This window comes from Marinobacter bohaiensis, from assembly GCF_003258515.1.
Classification (GTDB): domain Bacteria; phylum Pseudomonadota; class Gammaproteobacteria; order Pseudomonadales; family Oleiphilaceae; genus Marinobacter_A; species Marinobacter_A bohaiensis.
Window position 1 is genome coordinate 129656 of record NZ_QGEH01000006.1, and the last position, 25746, is coordinate 155401.

Consider the following 25746-nt stretch of genomic DNA (forward strand, 5'->3'; position numbering starts at 1 on the left):
CATTGGCGGTCAGCCGACCGCCACCTGCCTCGCCAACAGGCCCAACTGGAGCCGGATCAAACCGGGCTCGAACAACCATTCGCGGGCCGGCTGCTTCAACGCGCCCTCCAGCCAGCGCCATTCGGCCTCCAGCCCCGCCTCTGCAGCATCCTGCCTGATGCCCGCCAGCGATCGGGTCAGAGCATCCCCGGCCTCACCGGTCAGCCAGTGCACACTCAGCGCCCGCAGGAACGCGGTCAGGGAATCGTCCCCCACCGCCTCGGCATTCGGTGTGCCCAGCCCCGCCAACCAGTAGCCCTGCTCCGCCTTGCTGACCAGGTTCAGGAACAGCGGTACCCGTTGCGCCAGGCGCTCAGCCCAGGCCAGCAGAGCGCTGCTTGAGCCTGACTTCAGTTCAAACTCCACTTCCGCCAGCGGTCGATGCCGGTCTCCGGCCAGGATACGGCCGATATCCAGGGCGCACTCCACCGACGCCTGTTCTGAATCCAGCATCTGGATGCGGCGATCGAAATTGGTCTCGAACACCACCGCCAGCGCCGCCAGATTCACCCGCTCCGCCACCGGCGTGTCCGCCAGCAGACCGAGATTCAGATCGGGGCCCGGCAGCGGCCACTCCCACTCTTCCCGGCGATGGGCGCCGTCGACAAAGTGGCCCTGGGTTTTCAGGGTCTGGATGTAATGGGTGTCGGCCTGGCGCACCCGCAAGGCCGCCCGCTCACCGTTCAGGGCCTGGTCCAGCGTGTCGTAATAACGGTTGACCAGGTGCTTGCGGCCAGGCTCGGCGCCGCCCTGCCCGGCAAGCCAATCCAGGACGGCCTGCTCGCCCCCGTTACCGAGGGTCAGTTTGATTTCCAGCTCTTCGGCCATAGGGCTCCACTGCGTTTGCTCAATCACAAGGTGTTCGACAAAGGTGGTTATCAGGATATCGCCGGTTTTCTCCGGGCACAAAAAAACCGGCAACCCGAAGGTTGCCGGTTTCCGTACGAAGTACTGCTTCTAAGCGATATTAGAAGTAGTAAACAGCACCAACGTTCAGTTCGTTGATTTCTTCGTCGTCCTGGTAGTCAGCTTCGTTGTTGCGCTGCAGGGCTTCAACGTAAACGTACATGTTGTCGTTCAGGTTGTGGATAGCTTGCAGAGTGATAACGTCGCTTTCCAGGCTGCCTTCGTCTTCTTCACCGTACTCGTAGGAAGCACGGAAGCTGTTGGCGCCCAGAGTGTAGGTACCCATTACACCCAGCAGGTCCTGACCTTCGGCACCGAAGTCGCTAGTAGCGTCGTCACCCAGGTCTACACCCTTACGAGAGCTGTAGAACGCGTTCAGGGCCAGGTTGTCGATGACGTAAGTCGCGCTAACACCGTAGGTGTTTTCGTTGCTTTCGTCAGCGGAGCTGTCGTTGGAGTCCATCGCAACGGCAACGGTCAGGTTGTCCATGGCGTACTGGACGGCCAGCTGGTACGGGTATTCGTTTTCACCGTTACCGGTTACGTCGTCAGAGTCAGCGCGAACCTGAACGGCAGAGTGGAAGGTGAAGCCGCCGAAGCTCGGGGTCACGTACTGGATCAGGTCGCCTTCGCCAGTGGTGAAGTCAGCGGCCAGGTTGTTGGCACCTACTTCGTAGATCCAGTTGCTGTAGTCGCCGATCAGGGCTTCGTACTGGGAGTCGTCAGAGCCGACCCAGACCTGACCGAAGCTGTCGCCACGGATACCGATGTAGGCTTCGTCCAGCTCGGTAGCGCCAGCGTTGTCGCCGCCAGTGTCTTTGTTGTCCGCGTCGATGCCTTCCAGTTCGATCTTACCGAAGGCTTCGATGCCCGGTACGATTTCGGCGCTGTGCTTCACGCCGATGGTGGAACCGTTGTCGTCGATGCCGTAGTGGTTGTGGCCGCTTACGTCGGAGTCAACGTAGCGCTCAACCAGCTGGATGTTACCGTAAACGGTCGGCAGGTTGGATTCCTGTGCCATCGCTGCACCGGAGGTGAACGTAGCCGCCGCTACAGCAGATGCGATCAGAGTCTTTTTCATGTTGCGTCTTCCTTCTTGAGTTAACTCAGGTTTTAGCCGCGGGTTTGACCCGTTTTTAGTGTTGGACCCTTGGACGGACCCATTATGTGAATCAAACATGTCAGTTCTGTTAATCCCGAATGACTTCAGAATCAAAGCGTTGGACATGTGTTGATTTCGCTCCCTGACGGCGGCCTTGCATCGCATCAGCTCCTGCCGAAGTCAGATACACGCTACACCTTCAAGGTCAGTCACTTACGCCGCTTAGTTAAAGCGTCGCATGATGACAAGGTTTTAATACACTCAATCTTATTTTGCAAATTTTTCTTGGCGATTTTTTAGGCATCCCGCCGAGCCCATTTTTAACGCTCGCCAACAAGTTTCAGGCCAACTCGAAAAACCGAATTATTTTCATAAACTTAACCAAAAGACCTGAATCCCGGCGCTTTTCAGGCTGCTTCACCGTGAAGCATTACCATTTTGTGCGCACCGTTTAAGCTCATCACCCGAAAGTCCCGAAAAGTAGCACAATTGTTGAGTCATTCAAGTACTACCATCCGACTAACCACACTCGGCTGCGCCGCATTGAATCACGTCGATCGTGACATTCGCGTGACAGCGCCACCACCACTTGCTTCAGCTCACGACAGCATGCTCTCAGGCCTCAAGCATAAAGGTGACCGGCCCGTCGTTCTCCAGGCTCACAGCCATATCCGCACCGAATTCGCCCGTTGCCACGCGCTCGTCACCCAGGATTTTCCGGGCACAGTCGACAAACTGGCGGAAAAGCGCCCGCCCCTGCTCAGGCACCGCCGCGGAGGAGAAGCTGGGGCGCTGGCCCTTCCGGGTATCGGCGGCCAGTGTAAACTGGGGAACCACGAGGAGACTGCCGCCGGCGTCCAGCAGGCTGAGATTCATGCGCCCGGAGGCGTCGGCAAATATGCGGTAGTTGAGGATGCGCTGGCCAAGTCGCTCGGCCGTCTGGTCGGTGTCGTCGTGCTCGACGCCCAGGAAAACAAGGATGCCGCTACCAATGCGGCCGACGGAGCAACCGTCCACATCCACATTGGCGTGATTGACCCGCTGGATAAGAGCTTTCAAAGCGACGCCTGTTCCCTTTGCCTTCGGCCGGTAACATTCCTGTCCGGGGATTTATTGTGACAGACCCGTGACAGAAACGACATCAAACAGCTGTGGATTCTAATTACCGGGATTCGGGTGGGCAAGCTGCGTTTACATATTTAGACAAAAGAGCCGCACTGCACAAAGACCAACCAGCCACCTTCCAGGCCCCGGCGCCGGGGCCCGGCACCCGGCCGCCAAGGGAATCCGCGCCGGACTGTCAGACGGGCCGCTCGTGCCGTTCCGCATAACGTTCGGCCAGCTTCTCACAGGCCCGCATCAGGGCATCGACGATGGCCGGTTCCGAAGCCGAGTGCCCGGCATCGCGGATAATCGAGTACTCGGCGTCCGGCCATGCCTGCTGCAGGGCGTGGGCGTTGTCCAGCGGGCACACCATGTCGTAGCGTCCGTGGACAATATAGCCGGGAATACCCGCCAGCCGACCGGCATCGCGCACCAGTTGATCCGGCTCCAGGAAAGCATTGTTCATGAAGTAATGACACTCGATCCGGGCCAGGGCGATGGCAACGTGCGGGTGTCCGAAATGCTCCACCACTCGCGGATTGGGGTGCAGCGTCGCGCAACGCCCTTCCCACACGGACCAGGCCTTGGCCGCCTGCATCTGCTCGAGCTCATTGACGCTGGTCAGCCGGCGATAGTAGGCGCCCACCATATCACCGCGCTCAGCCTCAGGAATAAGCGAAACGTAGTCCTCCCAGTAATCCGGGAAGATGCGCCCGGCCCCTTCCTGGTAGAACCAGCGGATGTCCTGCGGACGGCACAGGAAAATGCCGCGCAGAATCAGCCCAAGCACGCATTCCGGATGGGTTTGCGCGTACGCCAGACTGAGCGTCGATCCCCAACTGCCACCGAACAGCGCCCATTGCTCGATCCCCAGGAACTGGCGAATGCACTCCATGTCGGCTACCAGCGCCTGGGTGTCATTGCCCTCCAGCTCAGCCAGCGGCGTCGAGCGACCGGCGCCGCGCTGGTCGAACAGAATGATGCGGAAGCGCTCGGCATCGAAGAAACGCCGATAGTAATCCTCGCAGCCACCACCTGGCCCGCCGTGGACCACCACCACCGGAATGCCATCGGGATTGCCGCTTTCCTCTATATAGAGTTCGTGAGGCGGATCGACCTTGAGTCGGTGTTCGGCGTAGGGCTTGATCTCGGGATACAGCGACAGCATGGCGCACCTGCTCGTGACGGGCTAACAAAAGGGATGCTACGAATGGTCTGAATTTAGGGGATACAGGCGGGAAATGCCACCCTCACCGCGAGCGCGGGAGGGTGGTCAGCAAAGCCGGTCGATGCCGGCTCCGCATTCGACGGGCATGATGCTCAGCCCATCGGGCCGGACTTACTTCTTGTGGGCGCGACGGCGCTCGTTTTCCTTGAGCAGCTTCTTGCGGATGCGCAGGGATTCCGGCGTCACTTCCACCAGCTCATCGTCGTCGATGAACTCCAGCGCCTGTTCCAGCGTCTGGCGGACCGGCGGCGTCAGCATGACGTTTTCATCGGTACCGGAGGCACGGACGTTGGTCAGCTGTTTGGCCTTGGTCGGATTCACCACCAGGTCGTTGTCCCGGTTATGGATGCCGATGATCATACCTTCGTAGACTTCGGTACCCGGCTCAACGAACAGGCGACCGCGCTCCTGCAGGGTCATCAGGGCGTAGCCCAGGACCTTGCCGTCGACCATGGACACCAGCACGCCGTTGTTGCGGTGTTCGATGTCACCGCCCTTGACCGGACCGTAGTGGTCGAAGACGTTGGTCAGGATGCCGGAGCCTGACGTCATGGTCAGGAACTGGTTACGGAAACCGATCAGACCGCGGGCCGGCATGATGAACTCGAGGCGGGTACGGCCGCGACCGTCCGGCACCATGTTCTTCAGCTCGGCGCGGCGCAGCCCCATGACTTCCATGATCGAGCCCTGGTGCTCATCCTGGACGTCGATCACGACAAACTCGTACGGCTCCTGCAACTCACCGTCGATTTCGCGCTGGACCACTTCCGGCCGGGACACACCCAGCTCGAAACCTTCCCGGCGCATGTTCTCGATCAGCACCGACAGGTGCAGCTCGCCGCGGCCGCTGACCTTGAATTTCTCGGCCGTGTCACCCGGTTCCACGCGCAGCGCCACGTTGTGCAGCAGCTCCTTGTCCAGGCGCTCTTTGATGTTGCGGCTGGTGACGAACTTGCCTTCCTTGCCGGCGAACGGAGAATCGTTCACCTGGAACGTCATGCTCACGGTGGGCTCGTCGACGGTCAGGGCCGGCAGGGCTTCCGGATTCTGCGGATCGCACAGGGTGTCCGAGATGAACAGTTCACTGATGCCGCTGATGCAGACGATGTCGCCAGCACTGGCCTGGTCGACCGGAATACGCTGCAGGCCGTGGAAGCCTTTCACTTCCAGAACCTTGGCGTTGCGCTTGTCGCCATTGCGGTCCACAACCGCCACCTGCTGGCCCGGGCGCAGCGTACCGCGGGTGATGCGACCGATGCCAATAACGCCCACGTAGCTGTCGTAGTCCAGCTGGGAGATCTGCATCTGGAACGGCGCTTCGACATCGACATCCGGCGCCGGCACATTTGCGGCGATCGCTTCGAACAGCGGTGTCATGTCGTCCGCCAGCTCGTCGGCTTCCGGGCCGGCGATGCCGTTAATGGCGGAGGCATAGATGATCGGGAAATCCAGCTGTTCGTCGGTTGCGCCGAGGCGGTCGAAAAGGTCGAACACTTCGTTGATGACCCAGTCCGGACGCGCGCCGGGACGATCCACCTTGTTCACCACGACAATCGGACGCAGGCCCTGGTCGAAGGCTTTCTGGGTGACGAAGCGGGTCTGCGGCATGGGGCCGTCGACGGCATCCACCAGCAGCAGCACGGAATCGACCATGGACATGACCCGCTCAACCTCGCCGCCGAAGTCGGCGTGGCCCGGGGTGTCCACGATGTTGATCTGGTATTCGTTCCAACGGATGGCGGTGTTCTTGGCGAGGATGGTGATGCCCCGCTCTTTTTCCTGGTCGTTGGAATCCATGATCCGCTCGGAACCGGTTTCCTTGCGGTCCAGTGTGCCGGACTGGTCCAGCAGCTTATCGACCAGCGTCGTCTTACCGTGGTCGACGTGGGCAATGATGGCAATATTTCGACGTTTTTCGATCACAAAACAATCCTGAGACATGCGTATGACCTGAGAAGGATCATAAAAGGCGGTCGAGCCGCCCGGCATGCCATCTCAAATCGGGAAATGTAGGGGTCCAGGCCACCATGATACGGCAGCCGGACGTCAGGCGCGCGCAGTATATCGAAAACCGGTGACCGTAACTACGTTCAAATTGTGAGCAACGCTCTCGCCGGATCCCTGGCCTCCAGATCTACCGCACACATTTGGTGCAACAACACCTGCTTGCGCACCATTTAAGAACACAAAAAGCACCAGACACCCTGCCAGAGTCGCGGAACCGCTCCCTGAAATCGCCCTCTAAATGCCCACACTGCACCAGCATCGACCGAATTCGCCGCGATTGGCAAGCGCTTTGCTTAACCTGTTGCAGCCGAAATTTCGGGCACGGCCGCAGCTGTTTTTGCTAAGCTGCCTGCGCCTGTCGAATGAATCGGACGCTGAGTGAGGTCGACCAGCCGAACCGGCTCCAAATAAGACATAAACTGACGGAGTATGCGTAATGTCCAAGACGCTTGACCTGATCAAAGAACACGAAGTGAAGTGGATTGACCTGCGGTTTACCGACAGCCGCGGCAAAGAGCAGCACGTGACCCTGCCCGCTTCCGAGGTTGATGAAGACTTTTTCAGCGACGGTAAGATGTTTGACGGCTCTTCCATCGCCGGCTGGAAAGGCATCAACGAGTCCGACATGATCCTGATGCCGGACGACGAAACCGGCGTCATCGACCCGTTCACCGAAGAAACCACGCTGAACCTGACCTGCGACATCGTCGAGCCCTCCACCATGCAGGGCTACGAGCGTGATCCACGCTCCGTTGCGCGTCGCGCCGAGGAATACCTGAAGTCCACCGGCATCGCCGACGGCGCCCTGTTCGGCCCGGAGCCGGAATTCTTCGTATTCGACTCCGTCAAGTGGAACACCGACATGCAGGGTTCCATGTACGAAATCTACTCCGAAGAAGCCGCCTGGGTTTCCGGCGAGGATTTCGACCGCAACAACATCGGTCACCGTCCGGGCGTTAAAGGCGGCTACTTCCCGGTTCCGCCGGTAGACAGCCTGCACGACCTGCGTGGCGCCATGTGCGCGGCCATGGAGTCCATGGGTCTGGAAATCGAGGTTCACCACCACGAAGTGGGTACCGCCGGCCAGTGTGAAATCGGTGTTGGCGCCAACACCCTGACCAAGAAAGCCGACGAAGTACAGATCCTGAAGTACTGCGTCCACAACGTGGCTCACGCCTACGGCAAGACCGCCACCTTCATGCCCAAGCCGGTGGTCGGTGACAACGGTTCCGGCATGCACGTCCACATGTCCCTGAGCAAGGACGGCAAGAACGCCTTCGCCGGCGACGGCTACGCCGGCCTGAGCGAAACCGCCCTGTACTACATCGGCGGTATCATCAAGCACGCCAAGACCATCAACGCGTTCACCAACGCGTCCACCAACAGCTACAAGCGTCTGGTTCCGGGCTTTGAAGCTCCGGTTATGCTGGCCTACTCCGCCCGTAACCGCTCCGCTTCCATCCGGATCCCGTACGTGAACAGCCCGAAAGCGCGTCGTATCGAGGTCCGTTTCCCGGATCCGTCCGCCAACCCGTACCTGGCGTTTGCCGCCATGCTGATGGCCGGCCTTGACGGCATCCAGAACAAGATCCACCCGGGCGATGCCATGGACAAGGATCTGTACGACCTGCCGAAGGAAGAAGCGCTGGAAATCCCGACCGTTGCCGAGACCTTCCAGGAAGCCCTGGACACCCTGGAGAAGGACCACGAGTTCCTGACCCGCGGTGGCGTCTTCACCGAAGACATGATCTCCGGCTACGTCGAGCTGAAGCGTGCCGAGGTCGAGCGTCTGAACATGACGACTCACCCGGTCGAGTTCGACCTGTACTACTCCTGCTAAGCGCTCCCGCGCCTGCAGAAGAAGCCCCGCCCCGGCGGGGCTTTTTTGTATCTGTCCGTTTATCCGGCCAGCGCGCGGCCGGGAAGACCGTGTCCGCAGACCGGCGCACATTCTGAAATCTTCGTCATATCACAGATACATTAGGAAGTTGCATTGCCGGTGAACAACGACCAATAATCGGGAAAAATACGAGAACAGGGAGAATCCCGTGAACAGAGGCATTGTAGTACTGAGTCTGCTGGCCCTGGCCGCCTCCAGCGTGCAGGCGCAGGTTTACCGGAGCGTCGACGAACAGGGCAACGTGACGTTTACCGACCAGGCGTCGTCGGGCGGCGAGGAAGTGAACGTCAAGCCGGTCACCACGGTCACGCTGCCCGACGCCGAGGACGTGCGCCAGCTCGAAGCACAGCAGGAAAAGCCGTCCGTCGACGACCAGACGCCGGCCAAGCCCTACAGCCGTGTCGGTTTCGATGCACCAGAAGATGACACCGCCTTCCACAGCGGCAACGGCGATATGACCTTCGCGGTCTCCAGCCAGCCGGCCCTGCGCAACGGGCACCTGTTCGAGGTATCCCTGGACGGCCAGCCCATTGGCCAGAATGCCTCCGGACAATTTGCCCTGCAGAATGTCTTCCGCGGAACCCACAATGCCTCGGTCAACGTGATCGACCGGGACGGGCGCATCGTCCAGTCCGGCCAGAGCATTACGTTCACCATTCATCGCCCCTCCGTTCTTAACCGCAACCGCAACAACTGACACGCCCCGTGCCCGGCCACCACCGGGCACTATTTTGGTGCATGAGCACCAAAAAGATCCTACCATTCGTACTAAAGCAGGGCGCTCCTGGACTCAGACGTCGATGCCTGAGCACCTGACCCGGTGCCTCAGCCGATAAGGGAACCAATCTGAACACCCGGCTGCGCCCATGCGCCAAAAGCGCGTCCAGGGCCTGATTTGCCGTCGATTCAGGCCGCTGGCTCGCACCGGGACGGCCGAAACGGCCTCCCGACTCATCAGCCTGCACCGATAACGCCGATTGCCGCCACCGCCAGGCACCGAAACACGGCATTCGTGCGACAACCCGACGCGCCGGAGCTAACCAAAAAGGCGCAGCGCCTTCTCCCGCGTTCGTAACTGGTTCGCTTTTTGCAGTTAATGCACCGAACAAGAGGGGCATCATGTCAAACGAACTCGTCTACCGGCAGATACTGGATCATCTCACCACGGCCACGCTCGTGCTGGATGCGGAACTGCGCATCCAGTACATCAACGCCGCGGCCGAATACCTGCTCGAAGCCAGCGGACCGCGCATGGTCGGCACGCGCCTGACCGAATGGTTCATCGGCTCGGCGGAAGCCTTCGAAACCCTGGATGAAGCCTGCCGCACCGGCCAGCCCTTCACCAAACGGGAAGCCGAGTTCACCCTGCTGTCCGGTTCGCGGTTCACAGTCGATTACTCGGTCTCGCAGATCGGGGCCGACGACGCCACCCTGCTACTGGAACTCCAGCCGCGTGATCGCCTGCTGCGCATCACCCGGGAAGAGGACATGCTTACCCAGCAGGAAACCACGCGGATCCTGGTGCGCGGCATGGCCCACGAGATCAAGAACCCCCTCGGCGGCATTCGCGGTGCGGCCCAGTTGCTGGACCGCGAACTGTCCGATGAGGGCCAGAAGGAATACACCCAGGTCATCATCGACGAGGCGGACCGGCTGCGTAGCCTGGTGGACCGGATGCTCGGCCCCAATAAGGCACCGCAGTTCAGCTCGACCAACATCCATGAAGTGCTGGAGCGGGTGCGCACGCTGCTGGAAGCCGAAAGCAAGGGCCGCGTGAAGCTGGAGCGGGACTACGACCCCAGCCTGCCGGAATTCCCCGGCGACAAGGAACAGCTCATCCAGGCTTTCCTCAACGTCGCCCGCAACGCCATGGAAGCCGCCGCCGACCACAGCAACGACGAAACCCCGTGCATCACCTTCCGCACCCGGGCGCTGCGGCAGTTCACCATCGGCCACCGCCGCTACCGGCTGGTGTGCCGCGTCGACATCATCGATAACGGCCCGGGCATTCCCCAGGACCTGTTGCAGAACATCTTCTATCCCATGATCAGCGGCCGGGCCAACGGAACGGGCCTGGGGCTGTCGATCACACAAAGCATCATCGGCCAACACCAGGGCCTCGTCGAATGCGAGAGCTCCCCTGGCTGGACCGATTTCATCATTTTCCTGCCTCTGGAGCTGAAAGCATGAGCCAATCGGCCAACGTCTGGATAATCGACGATGATCGGAGTATTCGCTGGGTCCTGGAACGGGCCCTGTCGCAGGCCAACATGCAGACGCGTGTGTTCGAGAATGGCGAGGGCATCATGATGCGTCTCGACCGGGAACAGCCCGACGCCATCATCAGCGACATCCGCATGCCGGGCATCGACGGCATCGCCCTGCTCTCACAGATCGTGCAGGATCACCCGGACATCCCGGTGATCATCATGACGGCGCACTCGGACCTGGAAAGCGCGGTCGCCAGCTATCAGACCGGGGCCTTCGAGTACCTGCCCAAGCCGTTCGACGTGGACGACGCGGTGGAACTGGTCAAACGGGCGGTGGACCACAGCCGCGAACGCCGGGCCAGCAGCGAGCCGCAAAGCGACGCCGCCACCCGCCACACCGAGATCATCGGCGAAGCGCCGGCCATGCAGGAGGTTTTCCGGGCCATCGGACGGCTGTCCCACTCCAACATCACCGTGCTGATCAACGGCGAAAGCGGGACGGGTAAAGAGCTCGTGGCGCAGGCGCTGCACAATCACAGTCCGCGCGCCAGCCATCCGTTCATCGCCCTGAACATGGCCGCCATCCCCAAGGACCTGATCGAGTCCGAACTGTTCGGCCATGAAAAAGGCGCCTTCACCGGCGCCGGCGCGGCCCGTCAGGGGCGCTTCGAACAGTCCAACGGCGGCACCCTGTTCCTGGACGAGATCGGCGACATGCCGGCGGACACCCAGACCCGCCTGCTGCGGGTACTGGCCGACGGTGAATTCTACCGGGTCGGTGGTACCACGCCGATCAAGGTGGACGTGCGCATCATCGCCGCCACCCACCAGAACCTGGAGAAACTGGTGCAGGCCGGCACCTTCCGGGAAGACCTGTTCCACCGCCTCAACGTCATTCGCGTGCACCTGCCCAAGCTGGCTGAGCGACGCGAAGACATTCCGCGCCTGATGGGGCATTTCCTCAAGCGCGCGGCGCGGGAACTCTCCGTCGAACCCAAACTGCTGCGCCCCGAGGCGGAGGAATACCTGACCACACTGCCCTGGCCGGGCAACGTCCGCCAGCTGGAGAACACCTGCCGCTGGCTGACGGTCATGGCCAGCGGGCGCGAAATCCACGTCAGCGACCTGCCGCCGGAACTGCTCGACCAGGCGGACACCCCACCGACCGGCCAGACCTGGCAGGAAGGCCTGCGCGCCTGGGCGGAGCAGGAGCTCAAGCGCGGCAAGCAGGGTATTCTCGACGTGGCCGTGCCGGAGTTCGAGCAGGTGATGATCGAGACCGCCCTCAAGCACACCGGCGGACGCCGCCGGGACGCCGCCGTACTGCTGGGCTGGGGCCGCAACACCCTGACCCGCAAGATCAAGGAACTGGGCATGGCCGACGGCCCGTCGGATGACGACGAGGATTAACCCCGTCCGCTTCGGACGCTAACCATTGCCCACAAAAAAGGGCCCGCCATTGACTGGCGGGCCCTTTTTGCTGCGACGAGGCGCGCTCCGTTTCAGAACGGGATATCGTCGTCGAAATCGTCCACAGGCTCCGGCATACCGCCACCCTGGTTGCCCTGGTTCTGAGGCGGCTGGCTGTAGCCGCCGGACGCCTGCCCCTGGTTACCGTAGTTGGGCTGCGGCTGCGACTGGGGCTGGGGCTGCTGCTGGGGACGCGACGGCGCGCCCTGATTCATGCCCTGGTTGTCGCCACCACCGCGGCTGTCCAGCATCTGCATCTGGCCGTTGATGTCGACCACCACTTCCGTGGTGTAACGGTCCTGGCCATCCTGCCCCTGCCACTTACGGGTCTGCAGTTTGCCTTCGATGTAGACCTTGGAGCCTTTACGCAGGTACTGGCCGGCCACCTCGGCGATCTTGCCGAACATCACCACCCGGTGCCATTCGGTCTTGGGCACCATCTGGCCGGTCTGGCGATCCTTGTAACTCTCGTCCGTGGCCAGGTTCAGATTGGTGACCGCGTTACCGTTCGGTGTGTAGCGGGTTTCCGGGTCGTTGCCCAGGTTGCCAATCAGGATGACCTTGTTTACGCCTCTTGCCATGCTCCACTCCCAACTCTGTCTCTGTCGTCGCCAGCCTTCCCTGGCCAACTTTAGGAATTCAACGGTGATTATCAGGGCCTGATAAAGGCAAACTGCCCCAGGTTGGCCGCGTCGAAACGCTTGTGATCGACCTTCAGGTAGGCGGTCTCGGCATCGGTCAGGATGACCACATCCTCAACACCGGGCACCCCCCGCAAAGCCTGATCCACGGCCGCAATACCACGCCCCTGAACATCGACCAACTGTACCACGAAACTGGAAGTATGGCTCGGCCTCTTCATGGTGATCGCCAGCCCCAGCCAGACGACCAGAACGGCCACCATCATTCCGAAAACGCCGTTGGGGCCAACGCTCTCCAGCAGGCTTCCGCCAATGGTGCCGCCGAGGAAGGCACCGAAGAACTGGGACGTGGAATAGACGCCCATGGCCGTGCCCTTGGCGGCTGCCGGGCTTTCCTTGCTGATCAGCGAAGGCAGACAGGCCTCCAGCAGATTGAACGCCATGAAAAAGAAGAACAGACAGATCCACATCACCGCCAGGGTGTGCGGAAACTCTGCCAGAGCCATGGTGGCTAACGCCAGAATCGCAATGGCGCCACACAGCACCGGTTTCATCATGCGCCGTTTCTCGCCAATGATGATGAACGGCACCATCGAGAAGAAAGCCACCGCCATCACCGACAGATACACCCACCAGTGATGCTCGGCCGGCAGTCCCACCTTGTCACGCAGCAGTACCGGAATGACCAGGAACGCGGCCGTGAGAACCAGATGCAGCGCGGCGATACCGAAATCCAGGCGCAATAGTCGTCCGTCGGTCAGGACCTGACGCAGCTTCTCGCGCGCCGGCTGGGCGTCCAGGTGAGTCGCATGGCCAGCCGGGTTGGGTACCACACCAAACACCAGCACCATACCGACCAGGGCCAACGCCCCGGTCACGAAAAAGATGCCCGACAGCCCGATAGCCGAACCCAGCAACGGCCCCAGGAACAACGAGGCGGAAAACGCCATACCGATGGACAGGCCGACCAGCGCCATGGCCTTGGTGCGGTGCTCTTCACGGGTCAGGTCACTGAGCAGCGCCATCAGGACACTCGCAATGGCTCCGCCACCCTGCAGGGCGCGGCCGATGATGACGCCGTAGACGCTGTCCGCCGCACCGGCGATGAAACTGCCCGCGGCAAACAGGAACAGACCGATGTAGATCAGGCGCTTACGCCCCAGCCGGTCGGACAGCATGCCGAAGGGAATCTGCAGCAGCGCCTGGCTCAGGCCGTAGGCCCCGATGGCCAGCCCCAGCAGAGCCGGCGTTGCCGCCTCGAGCTTGTCCCCGAGCAGCATGAAGACCGGCAGCACCATAAACAGCCCCAGCATGCGCATGGCATACACGGACGCGAGGGCTGCAATAGAGCGTTTTTCGAGTGAATTCATAAAGAAAGGATCAACCTGGAATCATCGGACTTGGAAACGTCGCGAAATTGTACCAAAAACCCGTCCGCCGGCAGGTGAAATCAAACGGCCCAGGTCATTCAGTCAACCGCTCAGGAAAAACGCAACGAGCCATTACGTTAAGCTACGCTTACTGACAAAATAGATCGTCCGGAAAGCATAACAGCATTCAGTCTGTTCGCTTCTCGACGTACTATAGCCCGGCGTGCACTACGCTGCTGCCATTTACAGCGCCGCTTTCCGAAGCGGTCGAGTCATCACCCGAAAATACGCAGAATTAGGGGCTTACCGTGGATTTCGCAACGCTTTTTGGTCTCGTCGGCGCCACGCTGGTCATTGGCTCAGCGATCGTGCTGGGCGCATCGAGCCAGGTCTTCCTCAACATGCCGTCCGTCCTCATCGTTCTGGTGGGCAGCTTCTGCGTGGTGATGGCCAAGTTCAGCTTCGGCCAGTTCCTGGGTGCGTTCAAGGCGGCCTCCAGAGCCTTTTCCTTCAAGCTGCCGGACACAGAGGCCCTGATCAACGAAGTCGTCGACATCGCGAACATTGCCCGCAAACAGGGCGTGCTGGCCCTGGAGGAAAAAGAAGTCAGCGCCACGTTCCTCAGACAGGGCATCCAGTTCCTGCTGGAAAGCCAGCCGGCGGAAACCATCGAAAAACTCATGCAGAAGGAACGACTGCTCACGCTGGACCGCAACCGGATGGGCGCCAAGGTGTTCCGGGCACTGGCCGACGTGGGCCCGGCCATGGGCATGATCGGCACGATTGTGGGCCTGGTGCAGATGCTCTCCAATATGGAAGACCCGAAATCCATCGGCCCGGCCATGGCGGTGGCCCTGCTCACGACGCTCTACGGCGCCATCCTCGCCACCATGTTCGCCAGCCCCATCGCCGACAAGCTGGAACTGCGCATGACCGAGGAAGCGCGCATGCAGGCGCTGATCATTGATGCCGTCATCGCTATCCAGGAAGGCCGCAACCCGCGCGTCATCGAACAGATGCTGTCGAGCTACCTGCCACCCTCGAAGCGTGAGCAGAACGGCGAAGCGGAAACCGCGTCCTAGGAGTTCCTGCGATGGATGAACTGCCAGAAGAGGATCAGCCCGGGGTCCCGGCCTGGGTCGTCACCTTCGCCGACCTGATGTCCCTGCTGATGTGTTTCTTCGTGTTGCTGCTGTCGTTCTCGGAGATCGACGCCAACAAGTTCAAACAGATCGCCGAAGAACTGTCCAAGGCCTTCGGGGTCCAGCGCGACGTCGCGGCCCTGGAGATCCCCAAGGGCACCACCCCGATCTTCGACCATTTCTCGGCCGGCAAGCCGGAGCCCACAGTACTGGACCAGGTGCGCCAGCAAACCACCCGCGAAGAGCCGGAACTGGAGACCAACACCAGCCAGTCGGAAGCCGAAGCGCGCATCCAGCAGGCCCAGCAGGAAGTGGTGGAAAGCCACCTACAGGAACTCCAACAGGTACTTCGGGACGAGCTGGACAACGGCCAGCTGGACTTGCGCAAGGACAGCGACCGCATCGTCATCCGGATTGAGGAAAAGGGCTCCTTCCCCTCCGGTTCCGCGCAGCTGACCTACAGCTTCGAGGACATGCTGTATCGCATGGCGGATGTCCTCAAGGGTATCCCGGGTGACCTGACCATCGAAGGCCATACCGACGATGTCCCCATCAGCAGTTCCCGCTACAACTCGAACTGGAACCTGTCCGCCGATCGGGCCGCCGCTGTGGCCAACGTACTGATCCAGGGCGGCGGCATCGACTCCGGTCGCGTGACAGTCCAGGGCTTTGCTGATACCCATCCCCGCGTCCCCAACGCCAGCCCGGAAAACCGCGCGCTTAACCGGCGCGTAGAAATCAGCATCGACCTGTCGGAATCCCATGAGGAAACCCGCATGCGTTTGCAGGACCTGATGGACGATACCGATACGGGGGACTTCGCCGAACCTGAGCCAGAGCCTGCCGACGCCGGACAGGACGACGGCGCCGCCGGCCAGCTTGAGTGGTAGTGATCCCTCCGGACGATAGTCCATTCCAATGATCTCGTTGGTTTGTCGGGCTTCGTTGCACGGCAGCCAACGCGGTATACTGGTGAATTTCCGGGCCGCCCGGCCCGTCTCGACTCGCCAATTCCCGTTCGAGGAGTGTCATGGATTCCATCCAGATCAAAGGGGCTCGCACCCACAACCTGAAGAATATCGATCTCGATATCCCCAGGGACCAACTCATCGTCATCACAGGCCTGTCGGGGTCGGGCAAGTCCTCGCTGGCCTTCGATACGCTGTACGCCGAGGGGCAGCGGCGCTACGTGGAATCGCTCTCCACCTACGCCCGACAGTTCCTGTCGATGATGGAAAAGCCGGACGTGGACCATATTGAAGGCCTGTCCCCGGCCATCTCCATCGAACAGAAATCAACGTCGCACAACCCGCGTTCGACGGTCGGCACCATCACCGAGATCTACGACTACCTGCGCCTCCTGTTCGCCCGAGCCGGCGAACCCCGCTGCCCGGATCACGGCCAGCCGCTGGAAGCACAGACCGTCAGCGAGATGGTCGACCAGGTGCTGGCGATGGAAGAAGGCAGCCGGCTGATGATCCTGGCTCCCGTCATCCGTGACCGTAAGGGCGAGCACCTGCAGATCTTTGACAACATGCGGGCCCAGGGCTTCATTCGTCTGCGTGTGGACGGCCGCGTCTACGACATCGACGATCTGCCGGAGCTGGACAAGAAGCGAAAGCACACCATCGAGGTCGTGGTGGACCGGTTCAAGGTCAAACCCGGCCTGGAACAGCGCCTTGCGGAAAGTTTCGAGACCGCCCTCGAACTGGCCAGCGGTATCGCCCTGGTGGCGCCCCTGGACGGCGATGGCGAAGAGCACACCTTTTCCGCGCTCTACGCCTGTACCCAGTGCGGCTATTCGCTGAGCGAGCTAGAGCCGCGCCTGTTCTCGTTCAACAACCCGGCCGGCGCCTGCCCCACCTGCGACGGCCTGGGCGTGCGGCAGTTCTTCGACCCGGACAAGATCGTCCAGCACCCGGAGGCAACCCTCGCCGAAGGCGCCATCCGCGGCTGGGACCGCCGCGCGGTCTACTACTTCCAGTTGCTCAACAGCGTCGCGGAACACTATGGCGTTGACATGGACACGCCTTTCGTCGATCTGCCCCAGGCATTCCAGGACGTCGTCCTGAACGGTTCCGGCAAGGAAGAGATCAGTTTCAAATACGTCAACTCCCGCGGTCATATCATGGAGAAGGCGCATCCGTTCGAGGGCGTCCTGCCCAACCTGGAGCGCCGCTATCGGGAAACCGAATCCCAGAGCATGCGCGAGGAGCTTGCCAAGCACCTGAGTCAGCAGCCCTGCAAGGCCTGTGGCGGGTCACGCCTGCGCCGCAGCGCCCGCCACGTTTTCATCGAGGAGCGCACCCTGCCCGAGGTGACGACCCTGCCGGTGGGGGAAGCCTGCGACTATTTCGGTCACCTGGCACTGCCGGGCCGTCGCGGGGAAATCGCCGAGAAGATCCTCAAGGAAATCCGTCAGCGCCTGGAATTCCTGGTTAACGTCGGGCTGGAGTACCTCACCCTGGAGCGCAGCGCGGACACCCTGTCCGGCGGCGAGGCACAGCGCATCCGCCTGGCCAGCCAGATCGGCGCCGGGCTGGTGGGCGTGATGTACATCCTCGACGAGCCGTCCATCGGCCTGCACCAGCGCGACAACGATCGCCTGCTGGCCACCCTCACCCACCTGCGCAACCTGGGCAACACGGTCATCGTGGTGGAGCACGACGAGGATGCCATTCGCGCCGCGGACCACCTGATCGACATCGGCCCCGGCGCCGGCGTGCATGGCGGCCAGGTTATCGCCGCCGGCACGCCACAGGACATCATCGACACGCCAGAATCGCTGACCGGGCAATACCTCAGCGGCTCTCGCGAGATTGCCGTGCCCGAGCAACGGGCCACGGGCTCAGGCAAAACCCTGCGCCTGACCGGGGCCACCGGCAACAACCTCAAATCGGCCGACCTCAATCTGCCGCTGGGCGTGATGACCTGCATCACCGGCGTGTCCGGCTCGGGCAAGTCGACGCTGATCAACGGTACACTCTATCCGGTTGCGGCCAGCCGCCTGAACAAGGCCACCACCCTGTCCCACGGGCCCTACAAGAAACTGGAGGGCCTCGACCAGCTGGACAAGGTCATCGACATCGACCAGAGTCCGATCGGCCGCACACCGCGCTCCAACCCGGCCACCTACACCGGGCTGTTCACACCGATCCGCGAGCTCTTCGCCGGCACCCAGGAAGCGCGTTCGAGGGGCTACAAGCCCGGCCGCTTCTCGTTCAACGTCAAGGGCGGGCGCTGCGAAGCCTGCCAGGGCGATGGCGTGATCAAGGTGGAAATGCACTTCCTTCCGGACATCTACGTGCCCTGTGACGTGTGCAAGGGCAAGCGCTACAACCGGGAAACCCTGGAGATCCAGTACAAGGGCAAGAATATCCACGAAGTGCTGGAGATGACCGTCGAGGAAGCTCGCGAGTTCTTCGACTCGGTGCCTTTCCTGGCCCGCAAGCTGCAAACGCTGATCGATGTGGGGCTGTCTTACATCCGCCTCGGGCAGTCGGCGGTGACCCTCTCCGGAGGCGAGGCGCAGCGGGTCAAGCTGGCGCGGGAGCTCTCCAAGCGAGACACCGGCAAGACGCTCTACATTCTCGACGAGCCGACCACCGGCCTGCACTTCTACGACATCCAGCAGCTGTTGAATGTCCTGGAACGGCTGCGCTCCCACGGCAACACGATCGTCGTCATCGAACACAACCTGGATGTGATCAAGACCGCCGACTGGATCGTCGACCTGGGCCCTGAAGGCGGTGTCGGAGGCGGCGAGATCATCGCCGAGGGCACCCCGGAGCAAGTTGCGGACAACAAACGTTCCCACACCGGTCGCTACCTCAAGCCGCTGCTTGGCAAGCGCCGACAGAGTTCGTCATCGGCGGCCGAAGCCGCGACCGCCAACTGACCGTCACCAACCAGCCTTTCCAGAGGTGCGCGCCAGGCGCGCACCTACTCGCCTGGGAGTCTTACCCGCCGGCATTGCGACGGCATCCCTCGATGTCCAGTCGCTTCCTGCAGCCTGCTCACTACTGTCACGCCACTTTCCTTCAGACATAAAAAAACCGGAGCCTATGGCTCCGGTTCTTTTACTGACCGAACGACCGATTAATCGTCCAGCTCTTCCGCTTCCAGATCGACCGGACGGTCAACCAGTTCCACGAAAGCCATAGGCGCGTTGTCACCGGCCCGGAATCCGCACTTGAGGATGCGGAGATAGCCGCCCGGACGCTCGGCGTAACGCGGGCCCAGCTCGTTGAAGAGCTTGGCGACAGCCGCGTCGTCGCGCAGGCGTGCGAACGCCAGACGACGGTTAGCGACTGAATCGGTTTTCGACAGTGTGATCAAAGGCTCTGCCACGCGACGAAGTTCCTTCGCTTTGGGCAGAGTGGTTTTGATCAATTCGTGCTCGACCAGCGACGCGGTCATGTTACGGAACATGGCCTTGCGATGCGCGCTGGTCCGGCTGAACTTACGACCACTCTTACGATGACGCATTGCTCTGATTCCTTACCTTAAACTACCAATACGGCGATCAACCGCCCAGAACCCGGTCATCGCCACGAAGGCTAGCCGGCGGCCAGTTGTCGAGTCGCATACCCAGGGACAGACCGCGAGAGGCCAGTACGTCCTTGATCTCGGTAAGCGACTTCTTACCCAGGTTAGGCGTCTTCAGCAGCTCAACTTCGGTGCGCTGAATGAGATCGCCGATGTAGTAAATGTTTTCAGCTTTCAGGCAGTTTGCTGAACGCACAGTCAACTCGAGATCATCTACCGGGCGCAGCAGGATCGGATCAACTTCTTCCTCTTCCTCTACACGCTCAGGCTCTTTCTCATGATCAAAGTCGACGAACACAGCCAGTTGCTGCTGGAGAATGGTCGCCGCCCGACGAATCGCTTCTTCGGGATCGATCGTACCGTTGGTTTCCAGGTCAATAACCAGCTTGTCCAGATCCGTACGCTGCTCTACACGCGCGTTTTCTACGGCGTAGGAAACACGACGCACGGGGCTGTATGTAGCGTCCAGCTGAAGGCGGCCAATCGCACGCGTCTCGTCGTCATCCAGACCACGCTGGTCAGCAGCTTCGTAGCCACGACCGCGAGCCACCTTCAGACGCATGTTCAGTTCACCCTTTTCGCTAAGGTGACAGATCACATGCTCCGGGTTGGCGATCTCGATGTCGTGATCCAGCTGGATGTCAGCGGCGGTTACAACACCTGGACCTTTCTTGGTGACGGTCAGTTCCGCTTCGTCACGGCTGCCCATCTTGACGGCGACGCCCTTGAGATTCAGCAGAATCTCGATGACGTCTTCCTGGACACCTTCAATCGCGCTGTACTCGTGCAGCACACCGTCGATCTGCGCCTCAGTGATGGCGCAGCCCGGCATGGACGACAAGAGTATGCGGCGAAGTGCACTTCCCAGGGTATGACCGAAGCCGCGTTCAAGCGGCTCCAGGGTAACCTTGGCGTGCGTCTTGCCCAATTCTTTTACGTCGATGGTACGAGGTGTCAATAACTCATGTACTGAACGCTGCATAGACGCCCCTATCTGCTCTCGTTGCTAACTCAGGCCTTACTTGGAGTAAAGCTCGACGATGAGGTTCTCGTTGATGTCGGCCGGCAGTTCAGTCCGCTCAGGGATTGACTTGTAAACGCCGGACATCTTGTTGGCGTCGACCTCTACCCAGTTTACAGGGGCGCGATTGCCCGCGAGATCCAGGGCGCCTTTAACACGCAGCTGGTTTTTCGCTTTCTCGCGAATGCTCACCACGTCACCCGGCTTGACCTGATAGGACGGAATGTTCACGACGCTATCATTCACCAGAATGGCCTTGTGAGACACAAGCTGACGGGCTTCTGCACGGGTCGAACCAAAACCCATGCGGTATACGACATTGTCCAGACGACCTTCCAGAAGCTGGAGCAGGTTCTCACCTGTTGCGCCCTTGATGCGCGCAGCTTCCTTGTAGTAGTTCCGGAACTGTTTCTCGAGTACGCCGTAGATACGACGAACTTTTTGCTTTTCACGGAGCTGTACGCCGTATTCAGACAAACGACCGCGGCGCGCACCGTGCATCCCCGGAGGGGTTTCGATGTTGCACTTGGAGTCGAGTGCGCGGACGCCGCTCTTCAGAAAAAGATCTGTCCCTTCACGACGAGACAGCTTACATTTTGGACCTATGTAACGTGCCATACTTCACTGTCTCCTGTCTTACACGCGGCGCTTCTTGGGCGGACGACAGCCGTTATGCGGAATCGGCGTCACATCAGTGATGTTAGTGATCTTGTACCCGCAACCATTCAGCGCGCGTACAGCGGATTCACGTCCGGGCCCAGGACCCTTAACCTCTACATCCAGGTTTTTAAGGCCGTATTCAGCAGCCGCGTTACCGGCTCTTTCAGCTGCTACCTGCGCAGCAAAAGGTGTGCTCTTGCGTGACCCACGGAAACCAGAACCACCGGCAGTAGCCCATGACAGGACATTGCCCTGGCGGTCGGAAATGGTCACGATCGTGTTGTTGAAGGACGCGTGGATGTGCGCGACGCCATCAACAACCGTCTTTTTCACCTTTTTACGGGTACGTGTACCTGGCTTTGCCATGTTTGCCTACCTGTTACTTGCGAATCGGTTTGCGAGGACCTTTGCGGGTGCGAGCGTTGGTCTTGGTGCGCTGGCCACGGAGCGGAAGCCCATGACGATGACGCAGACCACGGAAGCAGCCCAGATCCTTCAAACGCTTAATGTTCATCTGAACTTCACGACGCAGATCACCTTCGACAGACAGCTTGCCCACTTCGGTACGAAGTGACTCAACCTGCTCATCGCTGAGGTCTTTGATCTTGATGTCCTGCTGGACACCAGCTGCATCGCAAAGCTTCTGAGCTGTTGTCTTACCGACTCCAAAAATGTAAGTCAGTGAGATAACAGCATGTTTGTTGTCGGGTATATTGACACCGGCTATACGTGCCATCCAAATTACTCCGCGTTCAAAGCTTTGCTGTGTGAATTTTCCGCCACAAAAACGGCGCGAAATGATAGCCCCTGATCACAAAAAGATCAAGCACTACCATTTCGCCCCTGCGTTTCTGGTGATATCGCTTGGGATATCAGCCTTGACGCTGCTTGTGACGAGGCTCCGTGCAGATGACTCGAATCGAGCCATTGCGACGAATGACTTTGCAGTTACGGCAAATTTTCTTTACCGAAGCGCGTACTTTCATTGTCGACTCCAGTGTTACCGGGGGACCGATCCAGGATCAGCCCCGACCATAGCCCTTGAGATTGGACTTTTTCATCAGCGACTCATACTGATGCGACATCAGATGAGACTGAACCTGTGCCATGAAATCCATCACGACGACAACCACGATCAGCAGCGACGTACCGCCCAGGTAGAAGGGCACGTTACCCGCAACCATCAGGAACTGAGGGAAGAGGGATACCGCTGTGATGTAAAGCGCACCGAACAGAGTCAGACGCGTCAGCACACCATCGATGTACTTGGCAGTCTGCTCCCCCGGACGGATACCGGGGATAAATGCACCGGAACGCTTGAGGTTGTCTGCCACTTCCCGCGGGTTATACATCAGCGCGGTGTAGAAGAAGCAGAAGAAAATCACGGCTGCCGCGAACAGAATGATGTACAGCGGCTGGCTCGGCGCGAGCGCCTGGGAAACACTGCTCAGCCACTCCATGCCTTCACCCTGCCCGAACCACTGCCCCAGGGATGCCGGGAACAGCAGAATGGACGACGCGAAAATCGGCGGAATCACACCGGCCATATTGACCTTCAGCGGCAGATGGCTGGACTGCTGGGCAAACACCCGGCGGCCCTGCTGACGCTTGGCGTAATTGATCGTCAGCCGGCGTTGGCCACGCTCCATGAAGACCACGAAGCCAATCACGGCCACCGCGAGGATCGCGATACCCAGAACCACCAGCAGACTCATTTCGCCGCTGCGGGCCTGTTCCAGGGTCTGACCGATCGCGCCGGGCAGACCGGCCACGATACCGGCGAAGATAAGCAGCGAGATGCCGTTGCCGATGCCGCGCTCAGTGATCTGCTCACCCAGCCACATCATGAAGACGGCACCACACACGAAGGACACGACGGCCACAAAGTGGAAACTGAAGCTATCGTTGAAGGTGACACCCTGGGATGCCAGCCCTACGGAAATACCAAGACCCTGAACCAGGGCCAGCAGAACCGTACCGTAACGCGTGTACTGACTGATCTTGCGACGTCCGGCTTCGCCCTCTTTCTTCAACTGCTCCAGCTGCGGACTGACAGCAGTCATCAGCTGCATGATGATCGAGGCCGAGATGTAAGGCATGATGCCCAGAGCGAAGATACTCATCCGCTCCAGGGCACCACCGGAGAACATATTGAACAGACCCAGGATCGTGCCCTGGTTCTGATCAAACAGTGCTGCCAAGCGATCAGGATTAATACCCGGTACCGGAATGTGGGCACCGATGCGGTACACCAGTAGCGCCAGGAATACGAACCAGAGCCGCGAACGCAGCTCTGCTAATCCCTTCCCGGCTCCTGCCGGCATTGATGCTGTCTTGGCCATTATGTCCCCGACTCGCCTTATTCTTCGATTTTACCGCCTGCAGCCGTAATGGCTTCACGCGCACCTTTGGTGACTTTCAGTCCCTTGACGGTGACCGCACGGGTCAGCTCGCCGGACAGGATCACCTTGGCGGCGCGAATTTCTTCGCGGATGATGTCTGCTTTTTTCAGGGCTGCCAGATCTGCAACGTCGCCTTCAACCTTGGCCAGCTCGTTCAGGCGGATTTCCGCCTCGAACCGTTGCTGACGCGAAGTGAAGCCGTACTTCGGCAGACGGCGGGCCAGCGGCTGCTGACCACCCTCGAAGCCCGGCGCTACGGAACCACCGGAGCGGGACTTCAGACCTTTGTGACCACGGCCGCCGGTTTTACCGAGACCGCTACCGATACCGCGACCGACGCGCTTGGCTGCCGGGCGTGAACCGGGTTCCGGACTAAGTTCGTTAAGACGCATCTTAGTTATCCTCCACCCGTACCAGGTAATTAATGCGGTTCACCATACCACGGGTGGAAGCAGTATCCTCCACCTCGACGGTGTGACCGATCTTGCGCAGACCCAGGCCCTTGACACACTCTTTGTGCTTGGGCTGGCAGCCGATCGGGCTGCGGGTCAGTGTGACTTTCATTGTCTTGTTCGCCATGACTTCAACCCAGAATATCTTCCACGGTCTTGCCGCGCTTGGCTGCAACGTCTTCAGGCGCTTTCATGGCCTGCAGACCCTTGATAGTGGAACGGACCACGTTGACCGGATTGGTCGAGCCGTAACACTTGGACAGGACGTTCTGAACACCCGCAACTTCGAGCACCGCACGCATCGCACCACCGGCGATGATACCAGTACCTTCAGAGGCCGGCTGCATGTACACCTTGGAACCGCCATGAGTGGCCTGAACCGGGTACTGCAGGGTGTTGCCCTTCAGCGGCACATCGACCATGTTCTTACGTGCTGCTTCCATCGCTTTCTGGATAGCGACCGGCACTTCACGCGCCTTGCCGCGACCGAAACCAACACGACCTTTACCATCACCAACGACGGTCAGCGCTGTGAAAGCGAAAATACGACCGCCCTTCACAACCTTCGCGACGCGGTTGACCTGAACCAGCTTTTCCTGGAGCTCAGGCGCCTTCTGTTCGTTAACGCTCATCTTCTCCACCTCTTAGAATTGCAGGCCAGCTTCACGCGCCGCATCGGCCAGAGCCTGGATGCGTCCGTGATAGCGATAGCCGGAACGGTCGAATGCAACCTCTTCGATGCCGGCTGCCTTGGCACGCTCTGCGATGAGCTTGCCAACCTGTTTGGCAGCTTCCACGTTGCCGGTCGCACCCTGGCGCAATTCTTTGTCCAGCGTGGAGGCAGAAGCCAGAACTTTACTGCCGTCGGCAGTGGTGACCTGGGCGTACATATGCCGCGGCGTACGATGTACGCAGAGACGATTGGCGCCCAGCTCACGAATCTTCATGCGCACTTTGCGTGCGCGACGCAATCTTTGGTTATTCGCGCTCATAGTCTCGCCCTATTTCTTCTTGGCTTCTTTACGTCTGACCAGCTCATCCGCGTAACGAACACCCTTGCCCTTATAAGGCTCGGGCGGACGATAGCCGCGAATTTCAGCTGCGACCTGGCCAACCTGTTGCTTATCGATACCCCGAATCACGACTTCCGTCGGTGACGGTGTTTCGGCCGTGACGCCTTCGGGCAGCTCGTACTCAACCGGGTGTGAAAAACCCAGTGTCAGATTGAGCTTCTTGCCCTGTGCCTGGGCACGGTAACCGACGCCGACCAGCTGGAGCTTGCGCTCAAAGCCGTTGCTGACGCCGGTGACCATGTTGTTCACCAGTGCACGGGTTGTACCGGCAAGTGCACGAGACTGTTTGGCGCCATCACGTGCAGCGAAACGCAGAACGTTTTCTTCCTGCTTCACTTCAACTGCATCGTGGATGGTGAATTGAAGCGCTCCCTTGGAGCCCTTCACGTTGATATCCTGTCCGCTCAGCTTCACCTCAACACCGGAAGGCAGCACGACAGGATTATTGGCAACCCTGGACATGTGTAACTC

At 60.3% G+C, this 25746-nt stretch carries 26 protein-coding genes; 7 read left to right on the forward strand and 19 right to left on the reverse strand.

Translation table 11 applies throughout. The annotated features are described in order from the left end of the window. Window positions 1-9: 9 nt before the first annotated feature. The 5 genes from DKK67_RS19855 to typA form a co-directional block, all read right to left on the reverse strand. Entirely contained in the window at window positions 10-867 is an 858-nt protein-coding gene (locus tag DKK67_RS19855) for a CYTH domain-containing protein (RefSeq protein WP_111498274.1), read from the reverse strand. A 139-nt stretch (window positions 868-1006) separates the two neighbouring features. Next, on the reverse strand, window positions 1007-2026 hold the full coding sequence (locus DKK67_RS19860; RefSeq protein ID WP_111498275.1) for a porin: 1020 nt from the start codon (window positions 2024-2026) through the stop codon (window positions 1007-1009). Between the two features lie 636 nt (window positions 2027-2662). Further along, window positions 2663-3106 carry a D-aminoacyl-tRNA deacylase gene (gene dtd / locus DKK67_RS19865; protein ID WP_111498276.1) on the reverse strand — a complete coding sequence of 148 codons (444 nt, stop codon included), beginning with the start codon at window positions 3104-3106 and terminating at the stop codon, window positions 2663-2665. A gap of 241 nt (window positions 3107-3347) precedes the next feature. Beyond that, window positions 3348-4319 carry a prolyl aminopeptidase gene (gene pip, locus DKK67_RS19870; protein WP_111498277.1) on the reverse strand — a complete coding sequence of 324 codons (972 nt, stop codon included), beginning with the start codon at window positions 4317-4319 and terminating at the stop codon, window positions 3348-3350. Between the two features lie 171 nt (window positions 4320-4490). Then, window positions 4491-6302 carry a translational GTPase TypA gene (typA, locus tag DKK67_RS19875; protein WP_111498278.1) on the reverse strand — a complete coding sequence of 604 codons (1812 nt, stop codon included), beginning with the start codon at window positions 6300-6302 and terminating at the stop codon, window positions 4491-4493. A 520-nt stretch (window positions 6303-6822) separates the two neighbouring features. On the opposite strand from typA, the gene glnA reads away from it, so the two are divergent. From glnA to ntrC, 4 genes are all read left to right on the forward strand, one after another. After that, on the forward strand, window positions 6823-8226 hold the full coding sequence (gene glnA, locus DKK67_RS19880) for a glutamate--ammonia ligase (protein ID WP_111498279.1): 1404 nt from the start codon (window positions 6823-6825) through the stop codon (window positions 8224-8226). A 208-nt stretch (window positions 8227-8434) separates the two neighbouring features. Continuing rightward, complete coding sequence (locus DKK67_RS19885) at window positions 8435-8983, forward strand: DUF4124 domain-containing protein (RefSeq protein WP_111498280.1); 549 nt, start codon at window positions 8435-8437, stop codon at window positions 8981-8983. A 422-nt stretch (window positions 8984-9405) separates the two neighbouring features. After that, window positions 9406-10476, forward strand: a complete 1071-nt coding sequence (gene glnL / locus DKK67_RS19890; RefSeq protein ID WP_111498281.1) for a nitrogen regulation protein NR(II) — start codon at window positions 9406-9408, stop codon at window positions 10474-10476. Continuing rightward, window positions 10473-11906, forward strand: coding sequence for a nitrogen regulation protein NR(I) (ntrC, locus tag DKK67_RS19895; RefSeq protein WP_111498282.1), 1434 nt, complete (start codon window positions 10473-10475; stop codon window positions 11904-11906). The genes glnL and ntrC overlap by 4 nt, the downstream gene beginning before the upstream one ends. Window positions 11907-11998: 92 nt before the next feature. Here ntrC and ssb read toward each other — a convergent pair whose 3' ends face one another. Next, window positions 11999-12547, reverse strand: coding sequence for a single-stranded DNA-binding protein (ssb, locus tag DKK67_RS19900; protein ID WP_111498283.1), 549 nt, complete (start codon window positions 12545-12547; stop codon window positions 11999-12001). 71 nt (window positions 12548-12618) lie between these two features. Continuing rightward, on the reverse strand, window positions 12619-13977 hold the full coding sequence (locus DKK67_RS19905; protein ID WP_111498284.1) for an MFS transporter: 1359 nt from the start codon (window positions 13975-13977) through the stop codon (window positions 12619-12621). Window positions 13978-14285: 308 nt separating this feature from the next. Between DKK67_RS19905 and pomA the strand changes: the two genes are divergently transcribed. From pomA to uvrA, 3 genes are all read left to right on the forward strand, one after another. After that, window positions 14286-15059: a flagellar motor protein PomA gene (pomA, locus tag DKK67_RS19910; protein WP_111498285.1), complete on the forward strand. Its 774-nt coding sequence runs from the start codon at window positions 14286-14288 to the stop codon at window positions 15057-15059. Window positions 15060-15070: 11 nt separating this feature from the next. Continuing rightward, window positions 15071-16009 (forward strand): flagellar motor protein MotB, encoded by a 939-nt coding sequence (locus tag DKK67_RS19915; RefSeq protein WP_111498286.1) that lies wholly within the window; start codon window positions 15071-15073, stop codon window positions 16007-16009. 140 nt (window positions 16010-16149) lie between these two features. Continuing rightward, window positions 16150-19017 carry an excinuclease ABC subunit UvrA gene (uvrA, locus tag DKK67_RS19920; RefSeq protein ID WP_111498287.1) on the forward strand — a complete coding sequence of 956 codons (2868 nt, stop codon included), beginning with the start codon at window positions 16150-16152 and terminating at the stop codon, window positions 19015-19017. A gap of 200 nt (window positions 19018-19217) precedes the next feature. Here uvrA and rplQ read toward each other — a convergent pair whose 3' ends face one another. From rplQ to rplF, 12 genes are all read right to left on the reverse strand, one after another. Then, entirely contained in the window at window positions 19218-19607 is a 390-nt protein-coding gene (gene rplQ / locus DKK67_RS19925; RefSeq protein ID WP_111498288.1) for a 50S ribosomal protein L17, read from the reverse strand. A gap of 37 nt (window positions 19608-19644) precedes the next feature. After that, window positions 19645-20649, reverse strand: a complete 1005-nt coding sequence (locus tag DKK67_RS19930; RefSeq protein WP_111498289.1) for a DNA-directed RNA polymerase subunit alpha — start codon at window positions 20647-20649, stop codon at window positions 19645-19647. 36 nt (window positions 20650-20685) lie between these two features. Further along, the gene (rpsD, locus tag DKK67_RS19935; RefSeq protein WP_111498290.1) at window positions 20686-21306 is read right to left on the reverse strand and encodes a 30S ribosomal protein S4; all 621 of its coding nucleotides are present in this window, start codon (window positions 21304-21306) and stop codon (window positions 20686-20688) included. Window positions 21307-21324: 18 nt separating this feature from the next. Further along, window positions 21325-21714, reverse strand: coding sequence for a 30S ribosomal protein S11 (gene rpsK, locus DKK67_RS19940; protein WP_111498291.1), 390 nt, complete (start codon window positions 21712-21714; stop codon window positions 21325-21327). Between the two features lie 13 nt (window positions 21715-21727). Next, on the reverse strand, window positions 21728-22084 hold the full coding sequence (rpsM, locus tag DKK67_RS19945) for a 30S ribosomal protein S13 (RefSeq protein WP_111498292.1): 357 nt from the start codon (window positions 22082-22084) through the stop codon (window positions 21728-21730). Window positions 22085-22220: 136 nt separating this feature from the next. Further along, the gene (gene rpmJ, locus DKK67_RS19950) at window positions 22221-22334 is read right to left on the reverse strand and encodes a 50S ribosomal protein L36 (RefSeq protein WP_111498293.1); all 114 of its coding nucleotides are present in this window, start codon (window positions 22332-22334) and stop codon (window positions 22221-22223) included. A 36-nt stretch (window positions 22335-22370) separates the two neighbouring features. Next, a complete protein-coding gene (secY, locus tag DKK67_RS19955; RefSeq protein ID WP_111498294.1) occupies window positions 22371-23690 on the reverse strand; it encodes a preprotein translocase subunit SecY in 1320 nt (439 codons plus the stop codon). A gap of 17 nt (window positions 23691-23707) precedes the next feature. Continuing rightward, complete coding sequence (gene rplO, locus DKK67_RS19960) at window positions 23708-24142, reverse strand: 50S ribosomal protein L15 (protein WP_111498295.1); 435 nt, start codon at window positions 24140-24142, stop codon at window positions 23708-23710. 1 nt (window position 24143) lies between these two features. Continuing rightward, window positions 24144-24329, reverse strand: coding sequence for a 50S ribosomal protein L30 (gene rpmD / locus DKK67_RS19965; RefSeq protein ID WP_111498296.1), 186 nt, complete (start codon window positions 24327-24329; stop codon window positions 24144-24146). Window positions 24330-24333: 4 nt separating this feature from the next. Then, window positions 24334-24834, reverse strand: coding sequence for a 30S ribosomal protein S5 (rpsE, locus tag DKK67_RS19970; RefSeq protein ID WP_111498297.1), 501 nt, complete (start codon window positions 24832-24834; stop codon window positions 24334-24336). Between the two features lie 12 nt (window positions 24835-24846). Next, window positions 24847-25194: a 50S ribosomal protein L18 gene (gene rplR / locus DKK67_RS19975; RefSeq protein WP_111498298.1), complete on the reverse strand. Its 348-nt coding sequence runs from the start codon at window positions 25192-25194 to the stop codon at window positions 24847-24849. Window positions 25195-25203: 9 nt separating this feature from the next. Continuing rightward, on the reverse strand, window positions 25204-25737 hold the full coding sequence (rplF, locus tag DKK67_RS19980) for a 50S ribosomal protein L6 (protein WP_111498299.1): 534 nt from the start codon (window positions 25735-25737) through the stop codon (window positions 25204-25206). Between the last annotated feature and the right edge of the window lie 9 nt (window positions 25738-25746).

Excerpts from the sequence above, each read along its gene's own strand:
- glnA (WP_111498279.1), top strand. The coding sequence starts at position 6,823 with ATGTCCAAGACGCTTGACCTGATCAAAGAACACGAAGTGAAGTGGATT.
- DKK67_RS19905 (WP_111498284.1), bottom strand. The coding sequence starts at position 13,977 with ATGAATTCACTCGAAAAACGCTCTATTGCAGCCCTCGCGTCCGTGTAT.
- pip (WP_111498277.1), bottom strand. The coding sequence starts at position 4,319 with ATGCTGTCGCTGTATCCCGAGATCAAGCCCTACGCCGAACACCGACTC.
- glnL (WP_111498281.1), top strand. The coding sequence starts at position 9,406 with ATGTCAAACGAACTCGTCTACCGGCAGATACTGGATCATCTCACCACG.
- rplF (WP_111498299.1), bottom strand. The coding sequence starts at position 25,737 with ATGTCCAGGGTTGCCAATAATCCTGTCGTGCTGCCTTCCGGTGTTGAG.
- rpsD (WP_111498290.1), bottom strand. The coding sequence starts at position 21,306 with ATGGCACGTTACATAGGTCCAAAATGTAAGCTGTCTCGTCGTGAAGGG.
- rplR (WP_111498298.1), bottom strand. The coding sequence starts at position 25,194 with ATGAGCGCGAATAACCAAAGATTGCGTCGCGCACGCAAAGTGCGCATG.
- uvrA (WP_111498287.1), top strand. The coding sequence starts at position 16,150 with ATGGATTCCATCCAGATCAAAGGGGCTCGCACCCACAACCTGAAGAAT.
- rplQ (WP_111498288.1), bottom strand. The coding sequence starts at position 19,607 with ATGCGTCATCGTAAGAGTGGTCGTAAGTTCAGCCGGACCAGCGCGCAT.
- secY (WP_111498294.1), bottom strand. The coding sequence starts at position 23,690 with ATGGCCAAGACAGCATCAATGCCGGCAGGAGCCGGGAAGGGATTAGCA.
- ssb (WP_111498283.1), bottom strand. The coding sequence starts at position 12,547 with ATGGCAAGAGGCGTAAACAAGGTCATCCTGATTGGCAACCTGGGCAAC.
- DKK67_RS19855 (WP_111498274.1), bottom strand. The coding sequence starts at position 867 with ATGGCCGAAGAGCTGGAAATCAAACTGACCCTCGGTAACGGGGGCGAG.
- DKK67_RS19915 (WP_111498286.1), top strand. The coding sequence starts at position 15,071 with ATGGATGAACTGCCAGAAGAGGATCAGCCCGGGGTCCCGGCCTGGGTC.
- rplO (WP_111498295.1), bottom strand. The coding sequence starts at position 24,142 with ATGCGTCTTAACGAACTTAGTCCGGAACCCGGTTCACGCCCGGCAGCC.
- rpsM (WP_111498292.1), bottom strand. The coding sequence starts at position 22,084 with ATGGCACGTATAGCCGGTGTCAATATACCCGACAACAAACATGCTGTT.
- DKK67_RS19930 (WP_111498289.1), bottom strand. The coding sequence starts at position 20,649 with ATGCAGCGTTCAGTACATGAGTTATTGACACCTCGTACCATCGACGTA.
- ntrC (WP_111498282.1), top strand. The coding sequence starts at position 10,473 with ATGAGCCAATCGGCCAACGTCTGGATAATCGACGATGATCGGAGTATT.
- rpsE (WP_111498297.1), bottom strand. The coding sequence starts at position 24,834 with ATGAGCGTTAACGAACAGAAGGCGCCTGAGCTCCAGGAAAAGCTGGTT.
- rpmJ (WP_111498293.1), bottom strand. The coding sequence starts at position 22,334 with ATGAAAGTACGCGCTTCGGTAAAGAAAATTTGCCGTAACTGCAAAGTC.
- DKK67_RS19860 (WP_111498275.1), bottom strand. The coding sequence starts at position 2,026 with ATGAAAAAGACTCTGATCGCATCTGCTGTAGCGGCGGCTACGTTCACC.
- rpsK (WP_111498291.1), bottom strand. The coding sequence starts at position 21,714 with ATGGCAAAGCCAGGTACACGTACCCGTAAAAAGGTGAAAAAGACGGTT.
- rpmD (WP_111498296.1), bottom strand. The coding sequence starts at position 24,329 with ATGGCGAACAAGACAATGAAAGTCACACTGACCCGCAGCCCGATCGGC.